Here is an 18,791-nt window from a genome sequence, read left to right as displayed (position 1 = left end):
TACCCTGGTTCCATGACGAGAGTGGGCTTGCGGGAACTCCGCCAAGACGCGTCCGACCTGGTACGCCGCGTCCAGACCGGCGAAGAGATCACCATCACGGTGTCCGGCCGGCCCAGCGCCCGGCTCGTCCCAGCACACGCCACACAGTGGCGATCCTGGAGCGACATCGCCGAACTGTTCCGCGGCACTGACAGTGACTGGGAGCAGGATCGGGAACTTCTCGACGGCGACCTGCGCGACCCCTGGGCCCACCGGTGAACGGCAAGAACGATTCGCCCGACCGAGGCATCCTCGACACCAGCGTGATCATTGCCGGCGCTATTGCGCCCATCCCTGGCGTTCTCGCCATCAGCACGATCACACTGGCCGAGTTGCAGTTCGGCGTGCTCGTCGCCAAGACAGCTGGCATTCGCGCTGAACGACTCCGCCGCCTCAGCATCCTGCAGACACATTTCGACGCACTGCCGGTCGACGAAGCAGTAGCGGTCAGCTATGGCCGACTCGCGGCGGCCGTCGTCGATGCCGGCCGCCAACCACGCAGACGGGTGATGGACCTGCTCATCGCAGCCACCGCACATGCCCACGACGCTCGCCTCTACACCCGCAACATCGAGGACTTCGCAGGGCTCGAGGATCTCGTCGACATCGTCGCCCTCTGACGAGTCGGAGAGAGCGCGGTTGTACACGTCGAACGTCAGGGCTACGACTCTAGTCAGAGCGGCTTTCGGAACGGCCCCCGAAGTGGACCCTCATCAGGCCGGCCGGACCCGCCGTCGCCTTGCCCAGCCCAAACGGTCAGGTCGAACTCGTGGCGGTCCGCCCGGTACGTGTGTTCCCCGCATTCGACGGCGCGGCCGATCCTGTCGACGCTCATCCGCATCAGGGTCAGCACCGGGTCCAGTGCGCCGATGTTCAACAGGTCGCGCTCGACCGGAGTGGGGTGCCGGGACCCGATCGTCTGGGTCGCCACGTGCGGTTCGATCCCATGGCGTTGCAGCGAGGCGTACAGGCCCTGGTTCTCCAGGTCCAGGAACCTCATCGAGGAACTCGACGGCGGCAGCCAGTTGCGGAGGATGGCGAGCGGGGCGCCGTCGGCAAGCCGGAGCCGCTCGAGGTAGAGCAGCGGAGTCTTGCTTCCCATCCCCATGCGCCGAGCTATGTCGGCGCGCGTGACGGGGTAGTGCATGGCCAGCAGCGTGGTGGTCGGGGTGTGTCCGGCGGCCGTGAGGTCGCTGTGGAGGCTGGTCAGCCCCCCGGGGCGCTCCTGCTCACGATGGGCCACGACGGTGCCCAGCCCCCGTCCCCTGAGCAGCAGGCCGTGGTTGACGAGCTCGGCCAGGGTGCGGCGGATGGTGAGCCTGGACAGGCCCAGGCGTTCGGCCATGGACAGCTCGGCCTCGACCCGTTCCCCGGGGCTCAGCCTGCCGTCGAGGATGGCGGCGGCCAGCTGGTCGTAGAGCTGTTGGTAGAGAGGGATGGGGCTCTCCCGGTCCAGCGATACCGGAACCTCGAGCGGCTGGATCCGGAGCACTTGGTTCGAATGATTCGACGCGACACTCACGACGGACCGCCTCTCGGATGGCGTGAGGCCCGTCCTGAGCTGACTCTGGCCGGGCCTCACGCGGGGTGGATTCGGGTCAGCCGGTGATCTGCTTGATCTCCGGGTCGTCCATGTTCTCCGCGGTGACCCAGGCCGAAGGAGACACGATCTTGTCCGACGACGGCGTGGTTCCTTCGATGGCCTCGATGAGTGACTTCACCGTCTGGTAGCCCATGTTGTAGGGGTTCTGCGTCACCACACCGTCGATCTTCCCCTCAGCGATGAGAGTGAGGACGTCCGGATTCGAGTCCACTCCGACCACCCTGGTGTCCATGCCCATGGCGGCGACCTGATCGGCGATCGCGATGGTGGGGTACTCACCGGTGCCGACGAGTGCGTCCAGGTCCGGGTTCGCCTGAAGGATGCCCTGGGCCTTGTCGCGGGCCTTTGCCGGATCCGCCTCCCCGTTCTGGATGTCGACGATCTCGATGTCGGGTGCGTTGGCCTCCATCCACTCGACGAATCCGTCGCGACGGAGGGCTGCCGTGCCGACGACGCCGTTGACGACGAGAGCGACCTTGCCCTTGTTGCCGATGAGGGCTGCGGTCTCCTCGGCCGCCAGGGCGCCGATCGCGGTGTTGTCCGACGCGATCGTCACGATCGGGAGTTCAGACGACGACAGAGGCGTGTCGTAGACGGCGATCGGAATGCCGGCCTCCTCAGCCTGTTCGAGAATAGTTGGAGCGCCGTCCTGGGCCCCGTCCTGGGGGGCGAACCCGATGCCGTCGACCTTGTCGTTGACGGCGGTCTGCAGCATGTTGAGCTGGCGGTCGCCTTCGCTTTCGGTGTCGGGGGCGTTCCACGTCACGTCAGCGCCGAATTCCTCGCCGGCGGCCAGTGCCCCGTTCTTGATCAGCGTTCCGAAGTCCGAGATGCCCTTGCCGACGATCGAGATGCGGATCTTGGCTTCGCCCGAGTCGGCCACGCCAGTGGATGCGGTGGAGTCGGCGCATCCGGCCAGGGCGGTCGCCATGAGCGCGGTGGCCGCGCAGTACGTGAACAGCTTCTTCATTGAAGTTCTCCTTCTTGATGTCCCTGAGGGACGGTGAGTTTCCGGGATCGGCGCTTGTCCGATCACGATGGGGGGGATGGGTCACTCTTCTTTGCCGCCGCGGCGCATGATGTCGACGATGACGGCGATGAGGACGACGACGCCGAGGACCACCTTCTGCCATTGGTCGGGGACGCCCATGACGGTGAGTCCGTTGAAGATGGTCTGGATGGTGACGGCGCCGATCACAGCGCCGAAGATGGATGCGCGTCCACCACGCAGCGAGGTGCCGCCGATGACGGCCGCGGCGATCGCGTACATCTCGTAGCCCTGCCCCAGCGTGGGCTGGGCTGCGGAGAGGCGCGACGACATCAGCACGCCGGAGATGCCGGTGAAGACGCCGCAGATCACGTACGCCAGCACCTCGTAGCGCTTGGTGTTGACGCCCGAGATGCGCGTGGCCTCCTTGTTGGAGCCGATGGAGAGCGCGTACCTGCCCACCACGGTCTTGTTCATGACCACGCCGGCAACGATGGCCAGCAGGATCAGGATCACCACACCGTTGGGGATGCCGGGGATGGCCTGGCCCATGGCGATCTGGTCGTAGCCCTCCACGGAGCGCAGCGAGACGGTCTTGCCATCGGCCAGCACCAGGGCGGCCCCGGCGCACACCATCATCATGGCCAGCGTGGCGATCATCGGCTGCATCTTCACGTAGGCCACCAACGAGCCGTTGATGAGGCCCAGAAGTGCGCCGGCAGCCAGACCACCGAGAATGCCCGCCCACATGGGCAGCTGCAGCCCGCTCTCAGCGATGAGGAGGGCGGTGATGACGGAGGTGAACGCCATGCCGAGGCCTGGTGTGAGGTCGATGCCGCCGGTGGCGATGACGAAGCACAGCCCGATCGCCTGGACGCCGGTGACGACGGAGGCCAGCAGCAGGGAGGAGATGTTCGCCCAGCTGGCGAAGTTGGGCTGCATGATCGTGAAGAACACGCCCAGCCCCACCACGACGAGCAGCACCATGCCCTGCTGGATGAACACCTTGTATCTGTCGGGAACCGCCCACTTCGGTGCTGCGGTGGTGGCGGTGGGGACTGTGGGAAGGGTGGTGTCGATGCTCATGGCTCACGCCTCAATCTGGTGTTGGGTCGGGTTGAATCGCGTGGCCAGCTCCATGATCTTTTCCTGGGTGGCCTCGGCGTTGGTGAGGACGCCGGTGATGCGTCCGTCGCACATGACGACGACGCGGTCTGACATGCGCAGGACTTCCTCCATCTCGGAGGAGATCATGATGATCGACTTGCCCTCCTGCTTGGTCAGGCGGTCGAGCAGCTCGTAGATCTCCTGCTTGGCGCCCACGTCGATCCCGCGCGTGGGCTCGTCGAAGATGAGGACGTCGCAGTCCCTGAGCAGCCACTTGGCGAGGACCACCTTCTGCTGGTTGCCACCGGAGAGGTTGCGCACCAGTTGGCGGACGGTGGGGGTCTTCGTCGACAGGGCGGCCGCCCACTTCTCCCCCGCCTTGCGCATGGCTCCGTCCTGCAGCAGGCCGAACCGGCTGAACTTGCCGATGGACGCCAGGACGGTGTTGGCGGCGACGCTCTGCTGGAGGATCAGCCCGTACCGCTTGCGGTCCTCCGAGAGGTAGCCGATGCCTAGGCGCACCGCGTCGCCAGGGTGACCGATGCGGGCGACCCGCCCGTTGATCTTCACGGTTCCGGCCGTCTTGCGGTCGGCGCCGATGAGCGCACGGGCCGTCTCGGTGCGGCCAGCGCCCATGAGCCCGGCGAAGCCGAGGATCTCACCCTTCTCCAGGGTGAAGCTGACGTCCTTCAACAGCTCGGCCGTGGACAGGTGCTCCACCTCCAGGACCGGGGCAGTGGGGGTCCGCGGGCTGGGTCGGATGTCCGTGGCGATCGTGCGGCCCACCATCAGCTGGATGATCTCGTGGATGGTGAGCTCGGCCGCCGGCCTGGTGCCGACGAGCTCACCATCGCGGAGCACCGTGACCTGCGTGGCGAGCCGGCGGATCTCCTCCATGCGGTGGGAAATGTAGACAACCGCGGTCGACGGGGTGATGAAGTTGTCGATGATGCGGAACAGCGTCTCCACTTCGGCGTCGGTCAGGGCCGCGGTGGGCTCGTCCATGATCAGGATGGAGGAGTTGAACGACAGAGCCTTGGCAATCTCGACCATCTGCTGCTGGGCCACGGTCAGCAGCCCGACGGGGACCTTCGGGTCGATGTCGACGCCGAGCCGGTCCAACAGCTCGGCGGCCCTCCGGTTGAGGGCACGGTCGTCGTTGATCACTCCACCGGGCAGCTTCGGCTCACGGCCGATGAAGATGTTCTGCGCCACAGTGAGGTGGTTCATCAGGAAGAACTCCTGGTGGATGACGCTGATGCCCGAGTGGTGCGCGGACAGCGGCGTGGGCAGGGTCACCTTCTCCCCGCGGAGCCGGATCTCGCCGGAATCCGGCTGATACAGGCCTGCGAAGATCTTCATCATGGTCGACTTGCCGGCGCCGTTCTCGCCCACCAGGGCGTGAACCTCACCGCCGCGCAGGGTGAAATCGACGTTGTGCAGGGCCCGGACACCGGGAAACACCTTGCCAACCCCCCGTGCCTCGAGCAGGATCTCGCCTGGCCCGGTGGGCGGGACCGCCCTCACCTCTGTCATGAGGTTCGTCATCATCAGCCTCCTTGCTGTGTGGATGCCCCGCTGAATACTGGGGGCCGTGGTTCGGCGCCTCCACCGCCCTGAGGCGGTGGAGTGCCCGGTGTGTGCTGCGCCTGGCGTCGTTGCCCGGCCGTGGGCCCCTTCTGGGGCGGGGGTGCGGCGGTCACCTCTGTGGGCCGCCAGCCCGGCGGCTCGACCCATCTCGATATTCAGCTTGCAGCGGCCGCCGCACATCCGCTCAGGCGAATGCGGCCTGGAAGGCGTCGAGGGCTGCGTCTGAGTCGCTCTTGGCGAACGCCTCCATGGCGACGACCCCGTCGTATCCGATGGCCTTGAGGGCCGCCGCGACGGCCTCGTAGCGGATCTCACCGGTCCCGGGCTCACAGCGCCCCGGCACGTCGGCCACCTGGATCTCGCCGATCCACGGCTGGCACTCCCTCACCAGCTCGACGAGGTTCCCCTCGCCGATCTGCGCGTGATAGAGGTCCAGGTTCATGCGCAGGTGCGGGGAGTCGACGGCTGCCACGAGGGCGCGGGTGTCGGCCGCCAGCGCGAAGGGGGTGCCTGGATGGTCGACGGGGAGATTGAGGTTCTCCAGGGTGAAGACCTTGTCGTGGCGTGCCCCGAGGTCCGCGAGGCGACGCAGCGTGTCCGCCGCCCGCAGCCACATGGTGGGCGTGACCACCTGGACCGGCTTGACGGGGAGCCCGCCCTCGCCGAGGCCGGTGCCATGCACGTTGAGGCTCGGGCAGCCCAGGCGCTTGGCCACTTCGACAGACTTCTCGGCGGTGGCAAGGAATTGCTCGATGCCGTCGTCGTCGGTCAGCGTTCCGGTCAGGTAGCCCGTCATCGACACGATGGTGGCCCCGCTCTTCGCGAGGGCATCGATGTCCTTGTTGGACCAGTCCCAGATCTCGACCAGCAGACCGCGCTCGTCGATACGCTTGACGCGCTCGAGGAACGGCAGATCCAGGTAGATCATCTCGGCGCTGGCGGCCAGGCGGTAGCTCATCGCTCGACCTCCTCGACGAGCACGGCCCGCTTCTCCTCAACGCTCTTGATCGCGGCCAGGGCGATACCCAGCGCCACGCGTGCCGCAGCGCCCGGCACCGGCGACGGCCCGCCGCTCCGAACAGCCTCGGCGAACGCCTCGAACTCTCCAAGGTAGGCATCGCGCAGCAGGTCGGAGTCCATCCTGGAGGTGTCGACGGAGATGCCGTCGGCGGTGTAGGCGGTCATGTTGGTGGTGCGCACGTCACCGGCGGTGCACATGCCGGCGGAGCCGAACACCTCGCCGCGGACGTCGTAGCCGTACAGGGCTGAGAAGTTGGCCTCCGCCACCGCGATGGCGGCGTTGTCGAACTCGATGGTGACCACGGCAGTGTCCAGGTGGCCGAGCTCCTTGGCGTCGGGCCGCACAAGGGCGTCGGCCAGGGCCGTCACGCGGACCGGCGCAGCACCGGGGTTGAGCCAGCACAGGGTGTCGAAGTCGTGGATCAGAGTCTCGAAGAAGATGGTCCACTGGGGGATCCTCGTCGGGTCCCCCGTGAAGGGGCCGGGATCCCGGGTGAGGGAGCGCAGCAGCTGCGGCGTCCCGATCCGGCCGGCGTCGACGGCGGCCCGCGCAGCGGCGAAGGCGGGTGCGAAGCGGCGGTTGAAGCCCACCTGAAGAACCACCCCGGCCTGTTCAGCGGCGGCGATCGCCCGGTCCGCGTCCTCGAGCGTCACGGCCATCGGCTTCTCCACGAAGACGTGCTTGCCCGCCTGGGCGGCAGCGACGACGAGCTCAGTATGCGAGCGGGCCGGGGCCGCGATGACGACGGCGTCGATGCCGGGGTTGTCCCAGATGTCGTTGACGTTCTGGGTGGCGACGGGGACCCGCAGGGCGGTCGCGAGCCGAGCCGCGGCACCCTCGACGGGGTCGTAGATGGCGGCGAGTTCGACGCCGGGTACCCGGTGGGCGAGAAGCTCGGCGTGGCTGGCGCCGATGCGACCGGCCCCGAGCAGGGCCACCCTCACAGCCCACGGGTCTTCGGTTGTCGTGACTTCGTTGTCAGTGGTCATGGTGTGCAGTCTCCCTTGGCTAACACGTGCTACTTACACGTGCTAGATTGGCACAGTCGCAACCGAGAGTCAAGAATTTGTCCGAACATCTTTCGGAGTCTCGTGGACCGAGTGCCGATAGATTGTCCGTGCAGCACAGACGCTGCTCCGTTAGCCGGGAAGGAGGATGTCGTGAACGAAACGCCCCTGGGCTCCGCCCTCGACGCAGCCCGGCCCTCCGGCGGTCATCGGCCCACCATGGGAGATGTGGCCAAGGCTGCGGGTGTGTCACGGCCCCTGGTCTCCATGGTCATGCGAGACGCACCCGGCGCGAGCGACGCCACACGCGAACGCGTCAAGCGAATCGCCCGAGAGATGGGGTACGTCCCTGATGAGCGGGCGCGCAAGCTGCGCCAGAAGTCGTCGAAGCTGATCGGCATCGCGTTCGAACTGCAGCACCCGTTCCACGGCGATGTCGTGGAGCAGCTCTATCTCGCAGCCGCAGAGCGCGGCTACGACGTCGCCCTGTCGGCTGTCTCGCCGTCGAGGGACGAGGTCAGAGCCGTCGAGTCACTGATTCGTGAACGATGCGAGGCACTGATCGTGCTCAGCCTGCAACCAGACGCCGAGCATCTCTTGGCCATCGCCGAGACGCTCCCTGTGGTGACAGTCGCCCGCCGGCTCAAGACGCCAACCATGGGCATCATCCGCGGCGACGACCGGGCAGGCATGCGGCTCGCCGTCAAGCACATGGCCGAGCTCGGGCATGTGCGCATCGCGCACATCGACGGCGCACGAGCGCCTGGCAGCGCGGATCGCCGCGCCAGCTATCGGAAGTCGATGCAGCACCTCGGCCTGGCCGCGCACATCGACGTGGTGCCGGGCGGCCCCACGGAGGAGGACGGCGCGCAGGGGCTAGAAGAGTTGCTGTCGCGGCCGATCCCACCCACCGCCGTCCTCGCGTTCAACGACCGGTGCGCGGCGGGCGCGCTTGAGTACGCGGTCCGCTCGGGGCTGCGGGTCCCCGACGACATTTCGCTCATGGGCTACGACGATTCCAGGCTGTCGCGCAGGACCCACGTGCAGCTCACCACCATCTCGCAGGACACCCACGAGCAGGCCGCAAGAGCCGTGGAGTTGGCCATCGAGCAGATTCACGGGAAGCCGCCCCGAGAGGTTGTGGTGCAACCCCACCTGGTCGTGCGCAACACGACGAAGGCGCCGCCGGACGCAGGCAAGGACCTTCCAGTCACCCCAGGGCCCGAGAGTAGAGCAGTGAGCACACCGCGACCTGCTCGCCGCTGAGCGATACGTTGATCGCCATGGAGGGAGATTCGGGGGCCGTCATGGACGTCAAGCGGATGCGGCTGCGGTACGCAGGCTGCTGCGCGCTCTGCGGCACGTCGTTGAGCGCCAGCGTCATCGCGGACTACCACCGCGACAGTAAGACTGTGACGTGCGTGACATGCGTGCATCCTCCAATCGGCCGGACGGGACCGCTCGCTCACGATGCAAATGCCGACTCGCCAGCCCGGGAGACTTCGCCCGACCCGGCAGCTCAGCCGGTGGACGCCGAGGGTCCCCCAAACCTGGGAGTTGTCGACGGGCACGGAGGGGCTTCCGCGGCGGCAGAGTACCGACGGCGCCACGATGCCCGCCGCGAGCGCGTCCTCAACAACCATCCGCGCATGGGCCGCTTCCTACTCGCCGTATTCGACGATCCACAGTCCATCCGTGCCTGGTCCGTCGGCGCGGAGGGCGAACGGATGCTCAGCGAGATGCTGGCCTCCATGGCAGGGCACTCGCTGCGCGTCTTTGCATGACCGACGGATCCCGCGCACTCGGGCAAACATCGACCACCTGGTGGTCTGCCCCACCGGCATCGTGGTGGTGGACGCCAAGCGGTACCGCAACGCCCGGCCAGCGCTTCGGGTCGAGGGCGGCCTCCTCCGGCCTCGGGTCGAGTCGCTAATGGTCGGGGGTCGTGATCGCAGCGCCCTGGTGACGGGGATGCAGAAGCAGGTCGCTCTGGTCCGGGCGGCGCTGGCCGATCACCCCGAGGTGCCGGTGCGTGGCGTTCTGTGTTTCGTCGATGCGGACTGGCCGCTCATCGGAGGCTCGTTCGCCATCAACGACGTGGCGGTGGTGTGGCCCAAGAAGCTCAAGGCGATGTTGACCGAGCCCGGACCCTTGGATGAGGCCCAGATCGCCGACCTGCAGTGGGAACTCCACGAGGCGTTCCCTCGAGCCCGGGGGTGACTCGAACAGCAGTACGCGCTGGAGCAGCCGACGTTTGACTCAAGGTGCTTGGAGGCGGTACGCCGCTGCGTCAGCGCGACGACGCCGCGAGCGGCCCCGCGAGCCATGCGCGCACCTCCCGGTGCGACTGCAGTCGGACAACGGGCAGTTCGGGGCGTTGGCCCATCAGAGCGACGATTCGCTCGGCTGTCCGACGACGGGTCTTCCACGCCCAGCGGATGATGTGGTCGGGCTTGGTGAACGCGGTCCATAGCGACGGTTCACGATTGCCGTTCCAGAGCACCTCGCGTCGCAGCTGTCGACGCAGCGTCCTCACCGTGACCTGACGCATCACTGTGGCGACAGGCAAGTCGAGCCAGACCACCAGATCGGCTCGGGCAGCGAGGGCGGCGCGGGCACTGCTGTACTGCCATTCGGTCACCCACTCATCCTCCGCCACGAGCGCAGACACATCGGCCAGAAACGACTCCCGAGGAGTCCAGTTCGGACCGTGATAGAGCGCATCGATCTCGACGTGCGGGATGCCCAGCTGACGTGCGATTCGAAACGCCAAGGTCGTCTTCCCCGATCCGGACGTCCCCGCCACCAGCACGCGGTGCGGGCACGCCTGAAGTGACTGGGTGGAGGTGAGCACAGGCACGCCGACAGCTTGACACACAACCCGGTTCCTACGTCGCGCTGGCTCTGTCCACGGCCACAATGTCAGCGCCATTAGCGGATGTTCGACCGGTGCCCGCATGAGACGATCGGGCACGTGGACATCCAGGTGGCGTTCTTCCGGAACATGAACCTCGGCCAGTCGCGGAGCCGATCACCGCGCAACTCCGAGCTCCTTGACGCATTCGCAGCCGCCGGCGCGACCAGCGCCGTGAACTTCCAGACCAACGGCACCGTGATCTTCACCGGTGATGAACCAGCAGCACTCGCGGAGTCCGTCGTGACCCGCCTCACCACAGCCACCGGCTATGCCGACCTCGTCGTCGTCCGCTCCGCTGCCTTGCTTATCGACACCGTCGGACAGATTGACCCCGGCCTGACCGCAGGGGAGGTCGCCCTCTTCGACGCCCCCCGGCTCCCGGTGCTCGTGCTGCCTCACCTCGAACGCGCTCGTACCGGCGAGCTCGTCGTGCACGCACTCACCTGCCGGCACGCGGTCACGAGTGCCACCGGCGCAGGAGTCTCCGCCGGACCGGTACTGACCCGGCTGATCGGCGTCCCGGTCACCTGCCGCGGGATTCCCACGATGCGGCGACTCGTCGCTCGGCTGACGACGCTCAGCGCGCAGGCTGAGTAGGCCCTGGATCGACCATCACCTGAGACCCGCCCTGCACCGCGGAGACGGGCCCCCAGTGCAGCCCCCCACGCTCAACCGGGTCACAGGCCACCGCCACTACGGGCGCGTTGCCGCGCACGGGCCCTGAGCCAGTCTTAGGTACCGAACCACGCGGCGCGGAAACCTGCCCACAGCGGCACCCTCTGGTCTACCGCCGAGCGTGAACGCCAGGACTAGAGTCCCGCTGCCGCGGACCGTGCTGGGATGTGCGGCCTATGACCTCCGGATACCGGTCACCACCACTGACTACCGCGGTGGATAGCCGCGTGGCTGCAGGTCGCTGCTGAAGGCCGGCGGCCAGTCCACGAAGACGTCGACATGGCCGACTGCGACGGCGGCAAGTTATGCATCTACTCGGATTCCGCGCAGGACTGCACCGGATCGGGCTACGAAGGGGGCGAGCGCGCCACCTACCGAGCGGTCAACCTGAACGGCGAGTGGGCCGTGATCGTGCTGGGCCTACCCGACGAGGCAATCAATCCGGCGCTGGCGAAAGAGGCACGCGTCGTGTTCGACTCGATCGCGTTCCTTGGAACCGGCGAGTGACGATCGGTCACGACCGCATTCTGGACGCCTCACCCGAACTCCGACCGGGGCGGGCGCGAACTACGTCGGCGGAACCGCGCTGCGATGGCGATGACAACGCCGATCGCCAGCAGCATGAAGCTCGCCGATAGGGCCAGCCACTTGCCGGCGGTGAAGAAGGGCGCCAGGTCGGGCAACAGCGGCGTCCGCGCCGGATAGCGTGCCATCACCGTCGCGGTGCAGATGTTTTCGGCATAATCCAGCGCCACCGCGACGACCGGAAGCAGGGCCACCCCTCGCCACCGACTCTCGGGAGCTGCCCCACGCGCCCAGACCCAGGCGAGCGTCGTCACCAGGAACGCCCCGTACACCAGCGGCCAGATGACGTCGAACGTGACGCGCGCGTGGACGTAGGCCGCTCGACCATCCGGCCCCCACGCCTCGGCCGCTGCGTACAGGTCGTCCGCGGAGTACCACAGGGATGTGTCCGGGGCTGGGTAGCGGACCGTGTAGAAAGCCCCGGCCTCTGCCTGGGCTGGCAGCACCATGGCGGTGAACACCGCGAACACCACCACTGCACCTATGGCCATCCACCCCCGCACTCCGCGGGCCAGGGCCGCGGCTACCCGGTCCACCACCTTCATCGCACACCTCGTCCCTTGTGATGCAGCGATGCTATGCGGTTCTCCACGGTCGGAAGCGCGTCACTTCGAGGAAGCTGAGAATCGCTGGCGATAGGAGGTGGGCGTGGTCGCGTAAGTGGCGGTGAAGTTCTGCCTGAACGTCACGGCGCTGGTGAAGCCACAGGCGGCGGCGATGCGCGTGACGGGCCAGGCCGTCGTCTCCAGGAGGCGCCGGGCCTCGTCGAGGCGGCGGGCCAGGACCCAGCGCGCGGGAGTGGTGCCGGTGGCCTCGGCGAACCGTCGGGTGAAGTTGCGGCGGCTCATGCGCGCGTGGGCCGCGAGGTCGTCGACCGCGAGCTCGTGGTCGAGGTGGGCCAGTGCCCAGTCGATGGTCGGTCCGAGATGCCCCACGCCGCCGTGCTGGGGCATCGGGCGATCGATGTACTGGGCTTGGTCCCCGTCGCGGTGCGGTGCGACGACGAGGTTGCGGGCGACCGTCGCTGCGGCGGCGGAGCCCAAGTGGGACCGGACAATGTGCAGGCAGGCGTCGATGGCCGACGCGGTGCCGGCCGAGGTGAGGACGTCCCCGTGGTCGACGTAGAGCGCGGCGGGCTGGACTTTCACGGCGGGGCGACGGCGTGCGAGCTCCCCCGCTGACCCCCAGTGGGTCACGGCCTCGCGTCCGTCGAGCAGGCCGCTGTCCACCACAGGGAAGGCCCCCAGGCACAGGCCGGCGATCCGGCTTCCGCGTGCGTGTGCGGCGCGGATCCTGGCCGCCAGCGGCGCGTCGGTCAGGGGCAGATCGGCGGGCCAGGACGGCAGGACCACCAGGTCCGCGTCCGCCACCGCGTCGGGGCCCCTGACGTCCTCGATGCGGGGCCCTTCGGCGGTCCGGATGCCGCGGCCATCCCCGGTCCACACGACGGGATCCCACCCAGCGGCCAGGCTCTGACGGCCGACCTCACCGAAGACCAACAACGGCGCAGCCAGGTGGAACATCGTGATGCCGTCGAAGGCATGAACGGCAATGCGCATGATTGGCCTGATTCCATCGAAGAACGTCTTTCGCGCCACTCACGATAGCCGCTGCGCGGCACGATGCTGGATTGCGTCAGTTCCGCCAGCACAAGGAGAAAACCATGACCGCCCCCCGCCGAGCACTCATCGTCGTCGACGTCCAGCAGGAGTACTTCACCGGGATCCTCCAGATCCAGGCCCCGCCGCGCGACCAGACGCTCGCCAACATCGTGGCCGCCCTCGAGGTTGCACAGCAGCAGGAACTGCCCGTTGTCGTCGTGCAGCACGAGCTGCCGCAGGGTGCACCCGTCTTCGCCGCCGGCAGCGACAGCTGGTCGCTGCACCCGGAGATCGAGGAGCGCCTGAACCCGTCCTGGAAGCGCGTCAGCAAGGACAAGGGCAGTGTCTTCGCCGGCACCGACGTCGCCCAGTGGTTGGCCGCACGTGAGGTCGACACCATCACGATCGTCGGCTACATGACCAACAACTGCGACATCGCCACGGTCGTGGGCGCCGAGGGGCTCGGCCTGGCGGCAGAGATCCTCTCCGACGCCACCGGTGCCATCCACTTGGCCAACGAGGCCGGCCAGGTCTCCGCGGAACAGCTCCACGAGACCCTGCTCGTGCTCCTGCACTCCAACTTCGCCGCCGTGGCTTCCACCCGGGCATGGGCTACGGCAGTCACCGCCGGCCACGCCCTCCCCAAGAGCGATCTGGGGGCCTCCGCCACACAGGGTCGCGCTGCCTTCGGCGCCTGACCTGACCGCGAGTGCATGGGGTCCCCACGCACGTCCCAGCGCGGGGGCCCCACCCGCCCCACATCCAACGCCGGGCGCCAGCTATGACGCGTCGCGTTATAGTGGAGGCGTGATCAGATCCTTCAGGGACCCGGCAACCGAACTGACGTCGAAATCGTCGACCACCACTGAGGAGGTGCCACCCATGACATCAGCAACAACGATCCCGCCGATCCACCCGGGCGAGATCCTGATGGACGAGTTCCTGGAGCCGCTACAGATCAGCCAGAATCGGCTGGCCGTCGCGATCGGCGTACCCCCACGTCGGATCAACGAGATCGTGCACGGCAAGCGTCGGATCACCGCCGACACAGCGCTCCGGCTGGCTCGCTACTTCAGCACCACCGACAGGTTCTGGCTCAACCTCCAGACCCGCTTCGACCTCGAGGTCGAGAAGGACCACCTCGGCAACGCCCTCGACCGGATCGAACCGCTTCAGGCTGTCTGACTTCCCCGGAAGGGCAGATCCGTGCGCTCAGGCGGAGGCGGGCAGCAGCGGCGACGGCGCCCAGCTGTACGCCACCACCTCACCGCCAGCCACCCAGGACCCGACCAGGTCCGCGGCGAAGTCCAGCTCCGCCGTCAGCGTCAGCAACGAGGCATGGGGATCGATGCTCGTGGTCCTCCGGTGCCTCGCCACCCACCCCCGTATTGATCCACGAGAGAGTTATGCTCCGGTCAGGGCCCCTCAACGGGGCATTCCTCCTGACGAAAGGAAGCCCATGAACCGCAGCATCCTCTCCTCTGTCGTCGCCATGGTGGCCTCCCTCGCCATGACAGCCTGCTCCGGGAGCCCAGCCGACACCGCCTCCACCACACCGGACGACGCGCCGACGACGACGGCGGCAGCCAGCGCGGCACCCGCGACCAGCTCAGATGCGGACACTGGCACGGAGCAGTCAGTCGCCGAGGCATGCATGAGCATGGCTGAGCCGATTGCGGAGGCCGGAGAGAAACTGTCAGAGATCGCGTCAGTGGGCACCGGTGATCCCCAGAGTGCTGTCGACTCGTGGTCCACCCTGGTAGATGCCTATCGCTCGGTCGCTGACACGGTGACCAACCCGGAGGTCAAGGCTGCCGCAATCGCCGTCCGCGACGATCTCGCGACGCTGCGGGACGCCATGGAGAAGGCGTACGTGGATCAGGACATGGGCGCCATGAGCGAGTTCACTGACGCCACGTCTGCCTGGCAGGCCTCACAGACTGAACTGCAGACCCTCTGCGCGAGTTAGCATTGCGATCATCATGCAAAGCCGTGGGCAGAGACACTCGCACGACGCGCACCAACACATCTCCGCTGGTCGCGAGGAACAGTGCCTTCCCACAAGAGTTTCGAGGATGATGACTCCGCCTGCTGGCTGCTGACGGTATTCACTGCGACGCGACAGCAGAGGATAGACCGCTTGGCCGCCCACCGAGCGCGGCCGGCCTATTGGCCTTGCGTTGCTTCTGACGTGGCGCGGCTTCATTGCTTGTCTGGCGCGATCCCTGAGAACTCGCTAGGAGCATAACGTCGTCCGGCGCTCTCCAGCTTCGCAACCGCCGCATCAGCAAGATCGACACCAAGGACGTCAGCGAGTCGCAGGAGATAAATCAACACATCACTGAGTTCCTCCGCAGCTCTTATATTCCGCGCTGGTTCAGCGAATCGTGACGCTGCTTCATCCGCAGGCACCCACTGAAAAAGCTCGGCCAATTCCCCGACCTCCCCGACGAGTGCCAGTATTAGTGACTTCGGATCGTGGAACTGCTCCCAGTTTCTCTCTCGTGCAAAATCGCGAATCGCATCTGTCAGGGTGGTGATCGAATCAGTTCCAGTCATTCCAAGGATTCCTTCAGTCAACTACTGGCGAAGTAGGTTCGTAGGTAACCACGCAACGCGTCGTCGCACACGTAGATATATGTTCCCAGGATTCCCCGAGTCAGCAGGACCACGTAGATATTTCTGACCATCTCAGCGATATCTGCATCCGTGAACTTCCTGCCAAGCAAATTGTTATTGAGGGCCTTCCCCTTCGAGTCGAAGTAGTTCGCTCGGTCGAAGACAATCGACCTGTCTTGAAGGTCGTACCGCAGGTCTTTGCCGATGATCACACCTGCATAGTTGAGGTCGTATCCTTGGACCGTGTGTATCGATCCGACCTCTTCAATAGAGGTTCGGCTGCTTATCCAATCAGTTGGCGTCCTGTTCCAGCACAACCGCACGGCATCTATCTCGATGTCAAATATCTCATCGCCACCCAGGCGTTGCTTAGTGCGCGACACCCACGGCCAAGCATATCCGGCCACGAGCCTCGCCAGACCGCGCTCACGGTCGCGAGCGATGATGTCATTTCGCATCGCGACGAAGCTGTCGTAGAAGCGTAGATCGTAGTCCCCGAAGCCGCGCAGTGGGGCTGGGTCGCGCCCCGACATCACCTCGCGGACATACTGCACGTAGTCATCACCCGCCTGAACCCGCATCTGCGACAGGAGGCGGTAGCCACGCTGCTCTGCGCGGGCGATACCTCGCAGCCGATCAAGGGATGCGGCCGTCACATCTATGGGACGGACGCCCTGTCCCTGGTCCAGCAGGAAGATCTTGTGCCGGCTTCTCCGCATCACCCAGTCGATCTGCGTGAGTTGCTTCCAGTCCTCGTGTCCGAGAGCAAGTCTCATGCTGTTCTCACCAAACCTTTTGGTCAGCGTACCCATCGCTTGGGCCCCATACTGCGTGAGGCGGTGTGTCTCATCCACGACCAAGATGTCGTAGTCACGCGCATCGCTGGCGACATCGTAGGGCGTGAGCACCATGTCTCCCGAGAGACCGGGCGTCTTGTCGAAGACACGCCTGATGGACTGCCGCAGGGACTGCTGGGGCACAACGAGTCCTATGCGAGCTCCGGCGAGCATTTCGGGATGTCCTGGCGTGAAGAAGTCGCTGAAGACAGACTCGGCGTCGGGATTGTCTTGATCGTTTCCGTCGCGGATGTCTACGAGCAGCTTGATGAGGTAGATGGCGACGATCGTCTTGCCAGTCCCCGGGCCTCCCTCTACGACCGACACACTTCCCTTCTGCTTGGCCATGTCATAGAACAGCCCCTCGACAAGATCCTCGATCACCGCGGCCTGATCCTGGTTGAGTGCCTTGAATGGCGAAAGCTTGAAAAGGTCCGAATTCTGGATCTCCGGAATGCTCTTGTTGAAGAGTCCATGTTGGCGCAGTCGTGTGAAAATCTCACTGAACTTGGATTGGTACCGGTCTCGTTGGTAGTATTCGGCATTCGTGACCCCGTCGTTCCTGTTGAGGACCTCATAGCGGCCGTCACCGGAAAACATACGGATGAGAAAAGACTCAAGATCCAAGCAAGCGGACTTGTTAAATGTGTCGTCGATTACGACCCGAGCCACCTCGAGGCCGCGCTTGGCTTCGGACTCTAGATGCTGGTTGAGACGCCCCACAGCGTTGAGCGACTCGCCCACATACACGTTCTTGTTGTTGTTGAGAGTGTAGACGACAGGCCAATTCCGGTGACGCCCCTGCATGTCCTTCCATCCGCCCACACCGTCGGGAGCGAAGCTGAGAATCTCGATCCTGGTATCGCTGCCCAAAGCGACCCTTGGCTCAGAGGAAGCGGCAGCTGTCTCGGCGCGCGAAAAGGGAGACTCGGAGCCGAGGGGATCTGATTCGGGCATGGCTACTGCTCCGGGCTCTAGCTGACCTGGGCTCGGGCGGTGTGCCAGGCGAGGGCGCGTTCGCCTCGGCTGCGGCGGATGAGTTCGGAGAGGATCATGCCGATCTCGAGCGTCTTGCCGAGGCCGACGGCGTCGGCCAGGAGGATGCGGGGCCGCAGCGTCGCGGGGTCGAGGGCCTTGGCGACGGCCTTGTGCTGGTAGCCGAGCTGCCGGGCGAGCATGCGGGGCGAGACGGTGAGCGAGTCGTCGCTGAGGGGGACGGCGGTCTTGCGGAGCGTGGACTCCACCCAGAGGCGGGAGCGTCGGTACTTGGGTGAGTCGTCGGCGCGGACTTGAGTGTCGCGGGGGTCGTTGAGCCTGATCTGGTCCAGCGAAGGGTAGAAGACGGCGTCCTGGCCGCGGACCAGGTCGGAGAGGCCCTGGGCGTTGAGGACGGGTCCGTCGGACGACTCGTCCACCGAGGTGATCAGCCAGTCCTCGTCGCGCACCACGACGACGTTGCCGGGTGCGAAGGTGTCGGTGCTACTCATCGTGAGATGGAGCCTATCGGCTGGGCTGGTCACGTTGGTCGCGGGAGTCCAGGAGTCTGGGCGTCACCCACGTGAGATGCCTGACGGTCGGCGATCTAGGGCAGGAGGTCGAGGTACTGCTTCCTGGCAGGCATCGCATGGATGACCAACTCGTCACCGCCAACGAGGACGAGGACAACCGTCTCGAGCAGGCGCGCACGGGTATCGAACCCCAACCGGAGCTCTCGGTAGGGAGGTTCGTCGTCGGCAAGCGGCTCAATCCATAGTGCCCACTCTGCCGCCTGGACTGCGTCCTCCGCCGAGACTCCGTGCTTCAGAGGGCTCGTGTGGACCTTCACGCGGCGAAGTGGGTGAGCGCAAAGCGGATGGCCTCGGACCGAGTCATGTGACTCTTGGCAGCAGCAGCATCCAAGGCCTCCAGTTCCTCGCTCGTCAGTCTGACCGCGACAACCTGCATTGGCTCCGCTCCCCGCCCAGGGCGACCTCGCCCGCGTCGCTTGAGCTGATCGACGTCGTAGCCGCGCTCAGCCTCGTCGGCCCACTTCTGGATCTGCTCGTCACTCATGCGCAATAGTGTATGACGAAACTACCATCCGGCCCAGGGGGAGAAGTGCGCGCGCCCCACCGACATGCCCTACTTCAACTCCGGCAGCTGCGTCTACCGTCGGCGAGCCACTGAGCACGCCGCTTGCCGCTACCACTACGGGTAGCCCGGC

Annotated in this window: 23 protein-coding genes and 1 pseudogene; 11 read left to right on the top strand and 13 right to left on the bottom strand. The window is 66.2% G+C overall.

Going from position 1 to position 18,791, the window contains the following annotated elements; all coding sequences use genetic code 11:
- Positions 1–12: 12 nt before the first annotated feature.
- Together ACX1D0_RS03350 and ACX1D0_RS03345 are read left to right on the top strand one after the other, a co-directional pair.
- Positions 13–258 (top strand): type II toxin-antitoxin system Phd/YefM family antitoxin, encoded by a 246-nt coding sequence (locus tag ACX1D0_RS03350; protein ID WP_459019485.1) that lies wholly within the window; start codon positions 13–15, stop codon positions 256–258.
- Positions 255–659: a type II toxin-antitoxin system VapC family toxin gene (locus ACX1D0_RS03345; RefSeq protein ID WP_459019484.1), complete on the top strand. Its 405-nt coding sequence runs from the start codon at positions 255–257 to the stop codon at positions 657–659. Before ACX1D0_RS03350 ends, ACX1D0_RS03345 begins: the two co-directional genes overlap by 4 nt.
- Before the next feature lie 53 nt (positions 660–712).
- Here the strand turns inward: ACX1D0_RS03345 and ACX1D0_RS03340 are convergent, their stop codons facing one another.
- The 6 genes from ACX1D0_RS03340 to ACX1D0_RS03315 all read right to left on the bottom strand — a co-directional run bounded on the left by ACX1D0_RS03340 (position 713) and on the right by ACX1D0_RS03315 (position 7,337).
- Entirely contained in the window at positions 713–1,531 is an 819-nt protein-coding gene (locus tag ACX1D0_RS03340) for a GntR family transcriptional regulator (protein WP_459019483.1), read from the bottom strand.
- Between the two features lie 106 nt (positions 1,532–1,637).
- Positions 1,638–2,612 (bottom strand): substrate-binding domain-containing protein, encoded by a 975-nt coding sequence (locus tag ACX1D0_RS03335; protein WP_459019482.1) that lies wholly within the window; start codon positions 2,610–2,612, stop codon positions 1,638–1,640.
- 81 nt (positions 2,613–2,693) lie between these two features.
- Positions 2,694–3,716 carry an ABC transporter permease gene (locus ACX1D0_RS03330; RefSeq protein ID WP_459019481.1) on the bottom strand — a complete coding sequence of 341 codons (1,023 nt, stop codon included), beginning with the start codon at positions 3,714–3,716 and terminating at the stop codon, positions 2,694–2,696.
- A gap of 3 nt (positions 3,717–3,719) precedes the next feature.
- Positions 3,720–5,288 carry a sugar ABC transporter ATP-binding protein gene (locus ACX1D0_RS03325; protein WP_459019480.1) on the bottom strand — a complete coding sequence of 523 codons (1,569 nt, stop codon included), beginning with the start codon at positions 5,286–5,288 and terminating at the stop codon, positions 3,720–3,722.
- A 223-nt stretch (positions 5,289–5,511) separates the two neighbouring features.
- Positions 5,512–6,285 (bottom strand): TIM barrel protein, encoded by a 774-nt coding sequence (locus ACX1D0_RS03320; RefSeq protein WP_459019479.1) that lies wholly within the window; start codon positions 6,283–6,285, stop codon positions 5,512–5,514.
- Positions 6,282–7,337 carry a Gfo/Idh/MocA family oxidoreductase gene (locus tag ACX1D0_RS03315; protein ID WP_459019478.1) on the bottom strand — a complete coding sequence of 352 codons (1,056 nt, stop codon included), beginning with the start codon at positions 7,335–7,337 and terminating at the stop codon, positions 6,282–6,284. The genes ACX1D0_RS03320 and ACX1D0_RS03315 overlap by 4 nt, the downstream gene beginning before the upstream one ends.
- Positions 7,338–7,508: 171 nt before the next feature.
- Here ACX1D0_RS03315 and ACX1D0_RS03310 point away from each other — a divergent pair, with 171 nt between their 5' ends.
- From ACX1D0_RS03310 to ACX1D0_RS03300, 3 genes are all read left to right on the top strand, one after another.
- Positions 7,509–8,621 carry a LacI family DNA-binding transcriptional regulator gene (locus ACX1D0_RS03310; RefSeq protein WP_459019477.1) on the top strand — a complete coding sequence of 371 codons (1,113 nt, stop codon included), beginning with the start codon at positions 7,509–7,511 and terminating at the stop codon, positions 8,619–8,621.
- Positions 8,622–9,004: 383 nt separating this feature from the next.
- Positions 9,005–9,139 (top strand): hypothetical protein, encoded by a 135-nt coding sequence (locus ACX1D0_RS03305; RefSeq protein WP_459019476.1) that lies wholly within the window; start codon positions 9,005–9,007, stop codon positions 9,137–9,139.
- A 40-nt stretch (positions 9,140–9,179) separates the two neighbouring features.
- Positions 9,180–9,575 (top strand): hypothetical protein, encoded by a 396-nt coding sequence (locus ACX1D0_RS03300; RefSeq protein WP_459019475.1) that lies wholly within the window; start codon positions 9,180–9,182, stop codon positions 9,573–9,575.
- 70 nt (positions 9,576–9,645) lie between these two features.
- On the opposite strand, the gene ACX1D0_RS03295 is transcribed toward ACX1D0_RS03300, so the two are convergent.
- Positions 9,646–10,215: a P-loop NTPase family protein gene (locus ACX1D0_RS03295; protein ID WP_459019474.1), complete on the bottom strand. Its 570-nt coding sequence runs from the start codon at positions 10,213–10,215 to the stop codon at positions 9,646–9,648.
- 114 nt (positions 10,216–10,329) lie between these two features.
- On the opposite strand from ACX1D0_RS03295, the gene ACX1D0_RS03290 reads away from it, so the two are divergent.
- Together ACX1D0_RS03290 and ACX1D0_RS03285 are read left to right on the top strand one after the other, a co-directional pair.
- On the top strand, positions 10,330–10,869 hold the full coding sequence (locus ACX1D0_RS03290) for a DUF1697 domain-containing protein (RefSeq protein ID WP_459019473.1): 540 nt from the start codon (positions 10,330–10,332) through the stop codon (positions 10,867–10,869).
- Between the two features lie 357 nt (positions 10,870–11,226).
- Positions 11,227–11,454, top strand: a complete 228-nt coding sequence (locus tag ACX1D0_RS03285; RefSeq protein ID WP_459019472.1) for a hypothetical protein — start codon at positions 11,227–11,229, stop codon at positions 11,452–11,454.
- Between the two features lie 29 nt (positions 11,455–11,483).
- On the opposite strand, the gene ACX1D0_RS03280 is transcribed toward ACX1D0_RS03285, so the two are convergent.
- A complete protein-coding gene (locus ACX1D0_RS03280) occupies positions 11,484–12,077 on the bottom strand; it encodes a hypothetical protein (protein ID WP_459019471.1) in 594 nt (197 codons plus the stop codon).
- A 60-nt stretch (positions 12,078–12,137) separates the two neighbouring features.
- Positions 12,138–13,091 carry a GlxA family transcriptional regulator gene (locus ACX1D0_RS03275; RefSeq protein WP_459019470.1) on the bottom strand — a complete coding sequence of 318 codons (954 nt, stop codon included), beginning with the start codon at positions 13,089–13,091 and terminating at the stop codon, positions 12,138–12,140.
- A 104-nt stretch (positions 13,092–13,195) separates the two neighbouring features.
- Here ACX1D0_RS03275 and ACX1D0_RS03270 point away from each other — a divergent pair, with 104 nt between their 5' ends.
- The 3 genes from ACX1D0_RS03270 to ACX1D0_RS03260 all read left to right on the top strand — a co-directional run bounded on the left by ACX1D0_RS03270 (position 13,196) and on the right by ACX1D0_RS03260 (position 15,102).
- Positions 13,196–13,831 (top strand): isochorismatase family protein, encoded by a 636-nt coding sequence (locus ACX1D0_RS03270; RefSeq protein WP_459019469.1) that lies wholly within the window; start codon positions 13,196–13,198, stop codon positions 13,829–13,831.
- A 184-nt stretch (positions 13,832–14,015) separates the two neighbouring features.
- Positions 14,016–14,318: a HigA family addiction module antitoxin gene (locus tag ACX1D0_RS03265; protein ID WP_459019468.1), complete on the top strand. Its 303-nt coding sequence runs from the start codon at positions 14,016–14,018 to the stop codon at positions 14,316–14,318.
- Positions 14,319–14,592: 274 nt separating this feature from the next.
- Positions 14,593–15,102 (top strand): hypothetical protein, encoded by a 510-nt coding sequence (locus ACX1D0_RS03260; RefSeq protein WP_459019467.1) that lies wholly within the window; start codon positions 14,593–14,595, stop codon positions 15,100–15,102.
- Between the two features lie 233 nt (positions 15,103–15,335).
- On the opposite strand, the gene ACX1D0_RS03255 is transcribed toward ACX1D0_RS03260, so the two are convergent.
- The 3 genes and pseudogenes from ACX1D0_RS03255 to ACX1D0_RS03245 all read right to left on the bottom strand — a co-directional run.
- Positions 15,336–15,692, bottom strand: a complete 357-nt coding sequence (locus ACX1D0_RS03255; RefSeq protein ID WP_459019466.1) for a nucleotide pyrophosphohydrolase — start codon at positions 15,690–15,692, stop codon at positions 15,336–15,338.
- 17 nt (positions 15,693–15,709) lie between these two features.
- Positions 15,710–17,545 carry a DNA/RNA helicase domain-containing protein gene (locus ACX1D0_RS03250; RefSeq protein WP_459019465.1) on the bottom strand — a complete coding sequence of 612 codons (1,836 nt, stop codon included), beginning with the start codon at positions 17,543–17,545 and terminating at the stop codon, positions 15,710–15,712.
- Positions 17,546–17,595: 50 nt separating this feature from the next.
- Positions 17,596–18,075, bottom strand: a pseudogene (locus ACX1D0_RS03245) (helicase); the annotation flags it as partial.
- Positions 18,076–18,212: 137 nt separating this feature from the next.
- On the opposite strand from ACX1D0_RS03245, the gene ACX1D0_RS03240 reads away from it, so the two are divergent.
- Positions 18,213–18,341 carry a hypothetical protein gene (locus tag ACX1D0_RS03240; protein ID WP_459019464.1) on the top strand — a complete coding sequence of 43 codons (129 nt, stop codon included), beginning with the start codon at positions 18,213–18,215 and terminating at the stop codon, positions 18,339–18,341.
- 68 nt (positions 18,342–18,409) lie between these two features.
- Here the strand turns inward: ACX1D0_RS03240 and ACX1D0_RS03235 are convergent, their stop codons facing one another.
- A complete protein-coding gene (locus ACX1D0_RS03235) occupies positions 18,410–18,640 on the bottom strand; it encodes a ribbon-helix-helix protein, CopG family (RefSeq protein ID WP_077342021.1) in 231 nt (76 codons plus the stop codon).
- Positions 18,641–18,791 lie beyond the last annotated feature (151 nt).

Source organism: Tessaracoccus pujii (assembly GCF_054483895.1).
The sequence above is the reverse complement of the archived record's forward strand: the minus strand, read 5'-3'. Positions and strand labels throughout refer to the sequence as shown.

Coding starts and splice junctions, on each gene's coding strand:
- ACX1D0_RS03350 (WP_459019485.1), top strand. CDS start 13: ATGACGAGAGTGGGCTTGCGGGAACTCCGCCAAGACGCGTCCGACCTG.
- ACX1D0_RS03305 (WP_459019476.1), top strand. CDS start 9,005: ATGGGCCGCTTCCTACTCGCCGTATTCGACGATCCACAGTCCATCCGT.
- ACX1D0_RS03325 (WP_459019480.1), bottom strand. CDS start 5,288: ATGATGACGAACCTCATGACAGAGGTGAGGGCGGTCCCGCCCACCGGG.
- ACX1D0_RS03255 (WP_459019466.1), bottom strand. CDS start 15,692: ATGACTGGAACTGATTCGATCACCACCCTGACAGATGCGATTCGCGAT.
- ACX1D0_RS03320 (WP_459019479.1), bottom strand. CDS start 6,285: ATGAGCTACCGCCTGGCCGCCAGCGCCGAGATGATCTACCTGGATCTG.
- ACX1D0_RS03285 (WP_459019472.1), top strand. CDS start 11,227: ATGGCCGACTGCGACGGCGGCAAGTTATGCATCTACTCGGATTCCGCG.
- ACX1D0_RS03330 (WP_459019481.1), bottom strand. CDS start 3,716: ATGAGCATCGACACCACCCTTCCCACAGTCCCCACCGCCACCACCGCA.
- ACX1D0_RS03235 (WP_077342021.1), bottom strand. CDS start 18,640: ATGAGTGACGAGCAGATCCAGAAGTGGGCCGACGAGGCTGAGCGCGGC.
- ACX1D0_RS03240 (WP_459019464.1), top strand. CDS start 18,213: ATGGATGACCAACTCGTCACCGCCAACGAGGACGAGGACAACCGTCTC.
- ACX1D0_RS03270 (WP_459019469.1), top strand. CDS start 13,196: ATGACCGCCCCCCGCCGAGCACTCATCGTCGTCGACGTCCAGCAGGAG.
- ACX1D0_RS03315 (WP_459019478.1), bottom strand. CDS start 7,337: ATGACCACTGACAACGAAGTCACGACAACCGAAGACCCGTGGGCTGTG.
- ACX1D0_RS03260 (WP_459019467.1), top strand. CDS start 14,593: ATGAACCGCAGCATCCTCTCCTCTGTCGTCGCCATGGTGGCCTCCCTC.
- ACX1D0_RS03250 (WP_459019465.1), bottom strand. CDS start 17,545: ATGCCCGAATCAGATCCCCTCGGCTCCGAGTCTCCCTTTTCGCGCGCC.
- ACX1D0_RS03275 (WP_459019470.1), bottom strand. CDS start 13,091: ATGCGCATTGCCGTTCATGCCTTCGACGGCATCACGATGTTCCACCTG.
- ACX1D0_RS03265 (WP_459019468.1), top strand. CDS start 14,016: ATGACATCAGCAACAACGATCCCGCCGATCCACCCGGGCGAGATCCTG.
- ACX1D0_RS03335 (WP_459019482.1), bottom strand. CDS start 2,612: ATGAAGAAGCTGTTCACGTACTGCGCGGCCACCGCGCTCATGGCGACC.
- ACX1D0_RS03280 (WP_459019471.1), bottom strand. CDS start 12,077: ATGAAGGTGGTGGACCGGGTAGCCGCGGCCCTGGCCCGCGGAGTGCGG.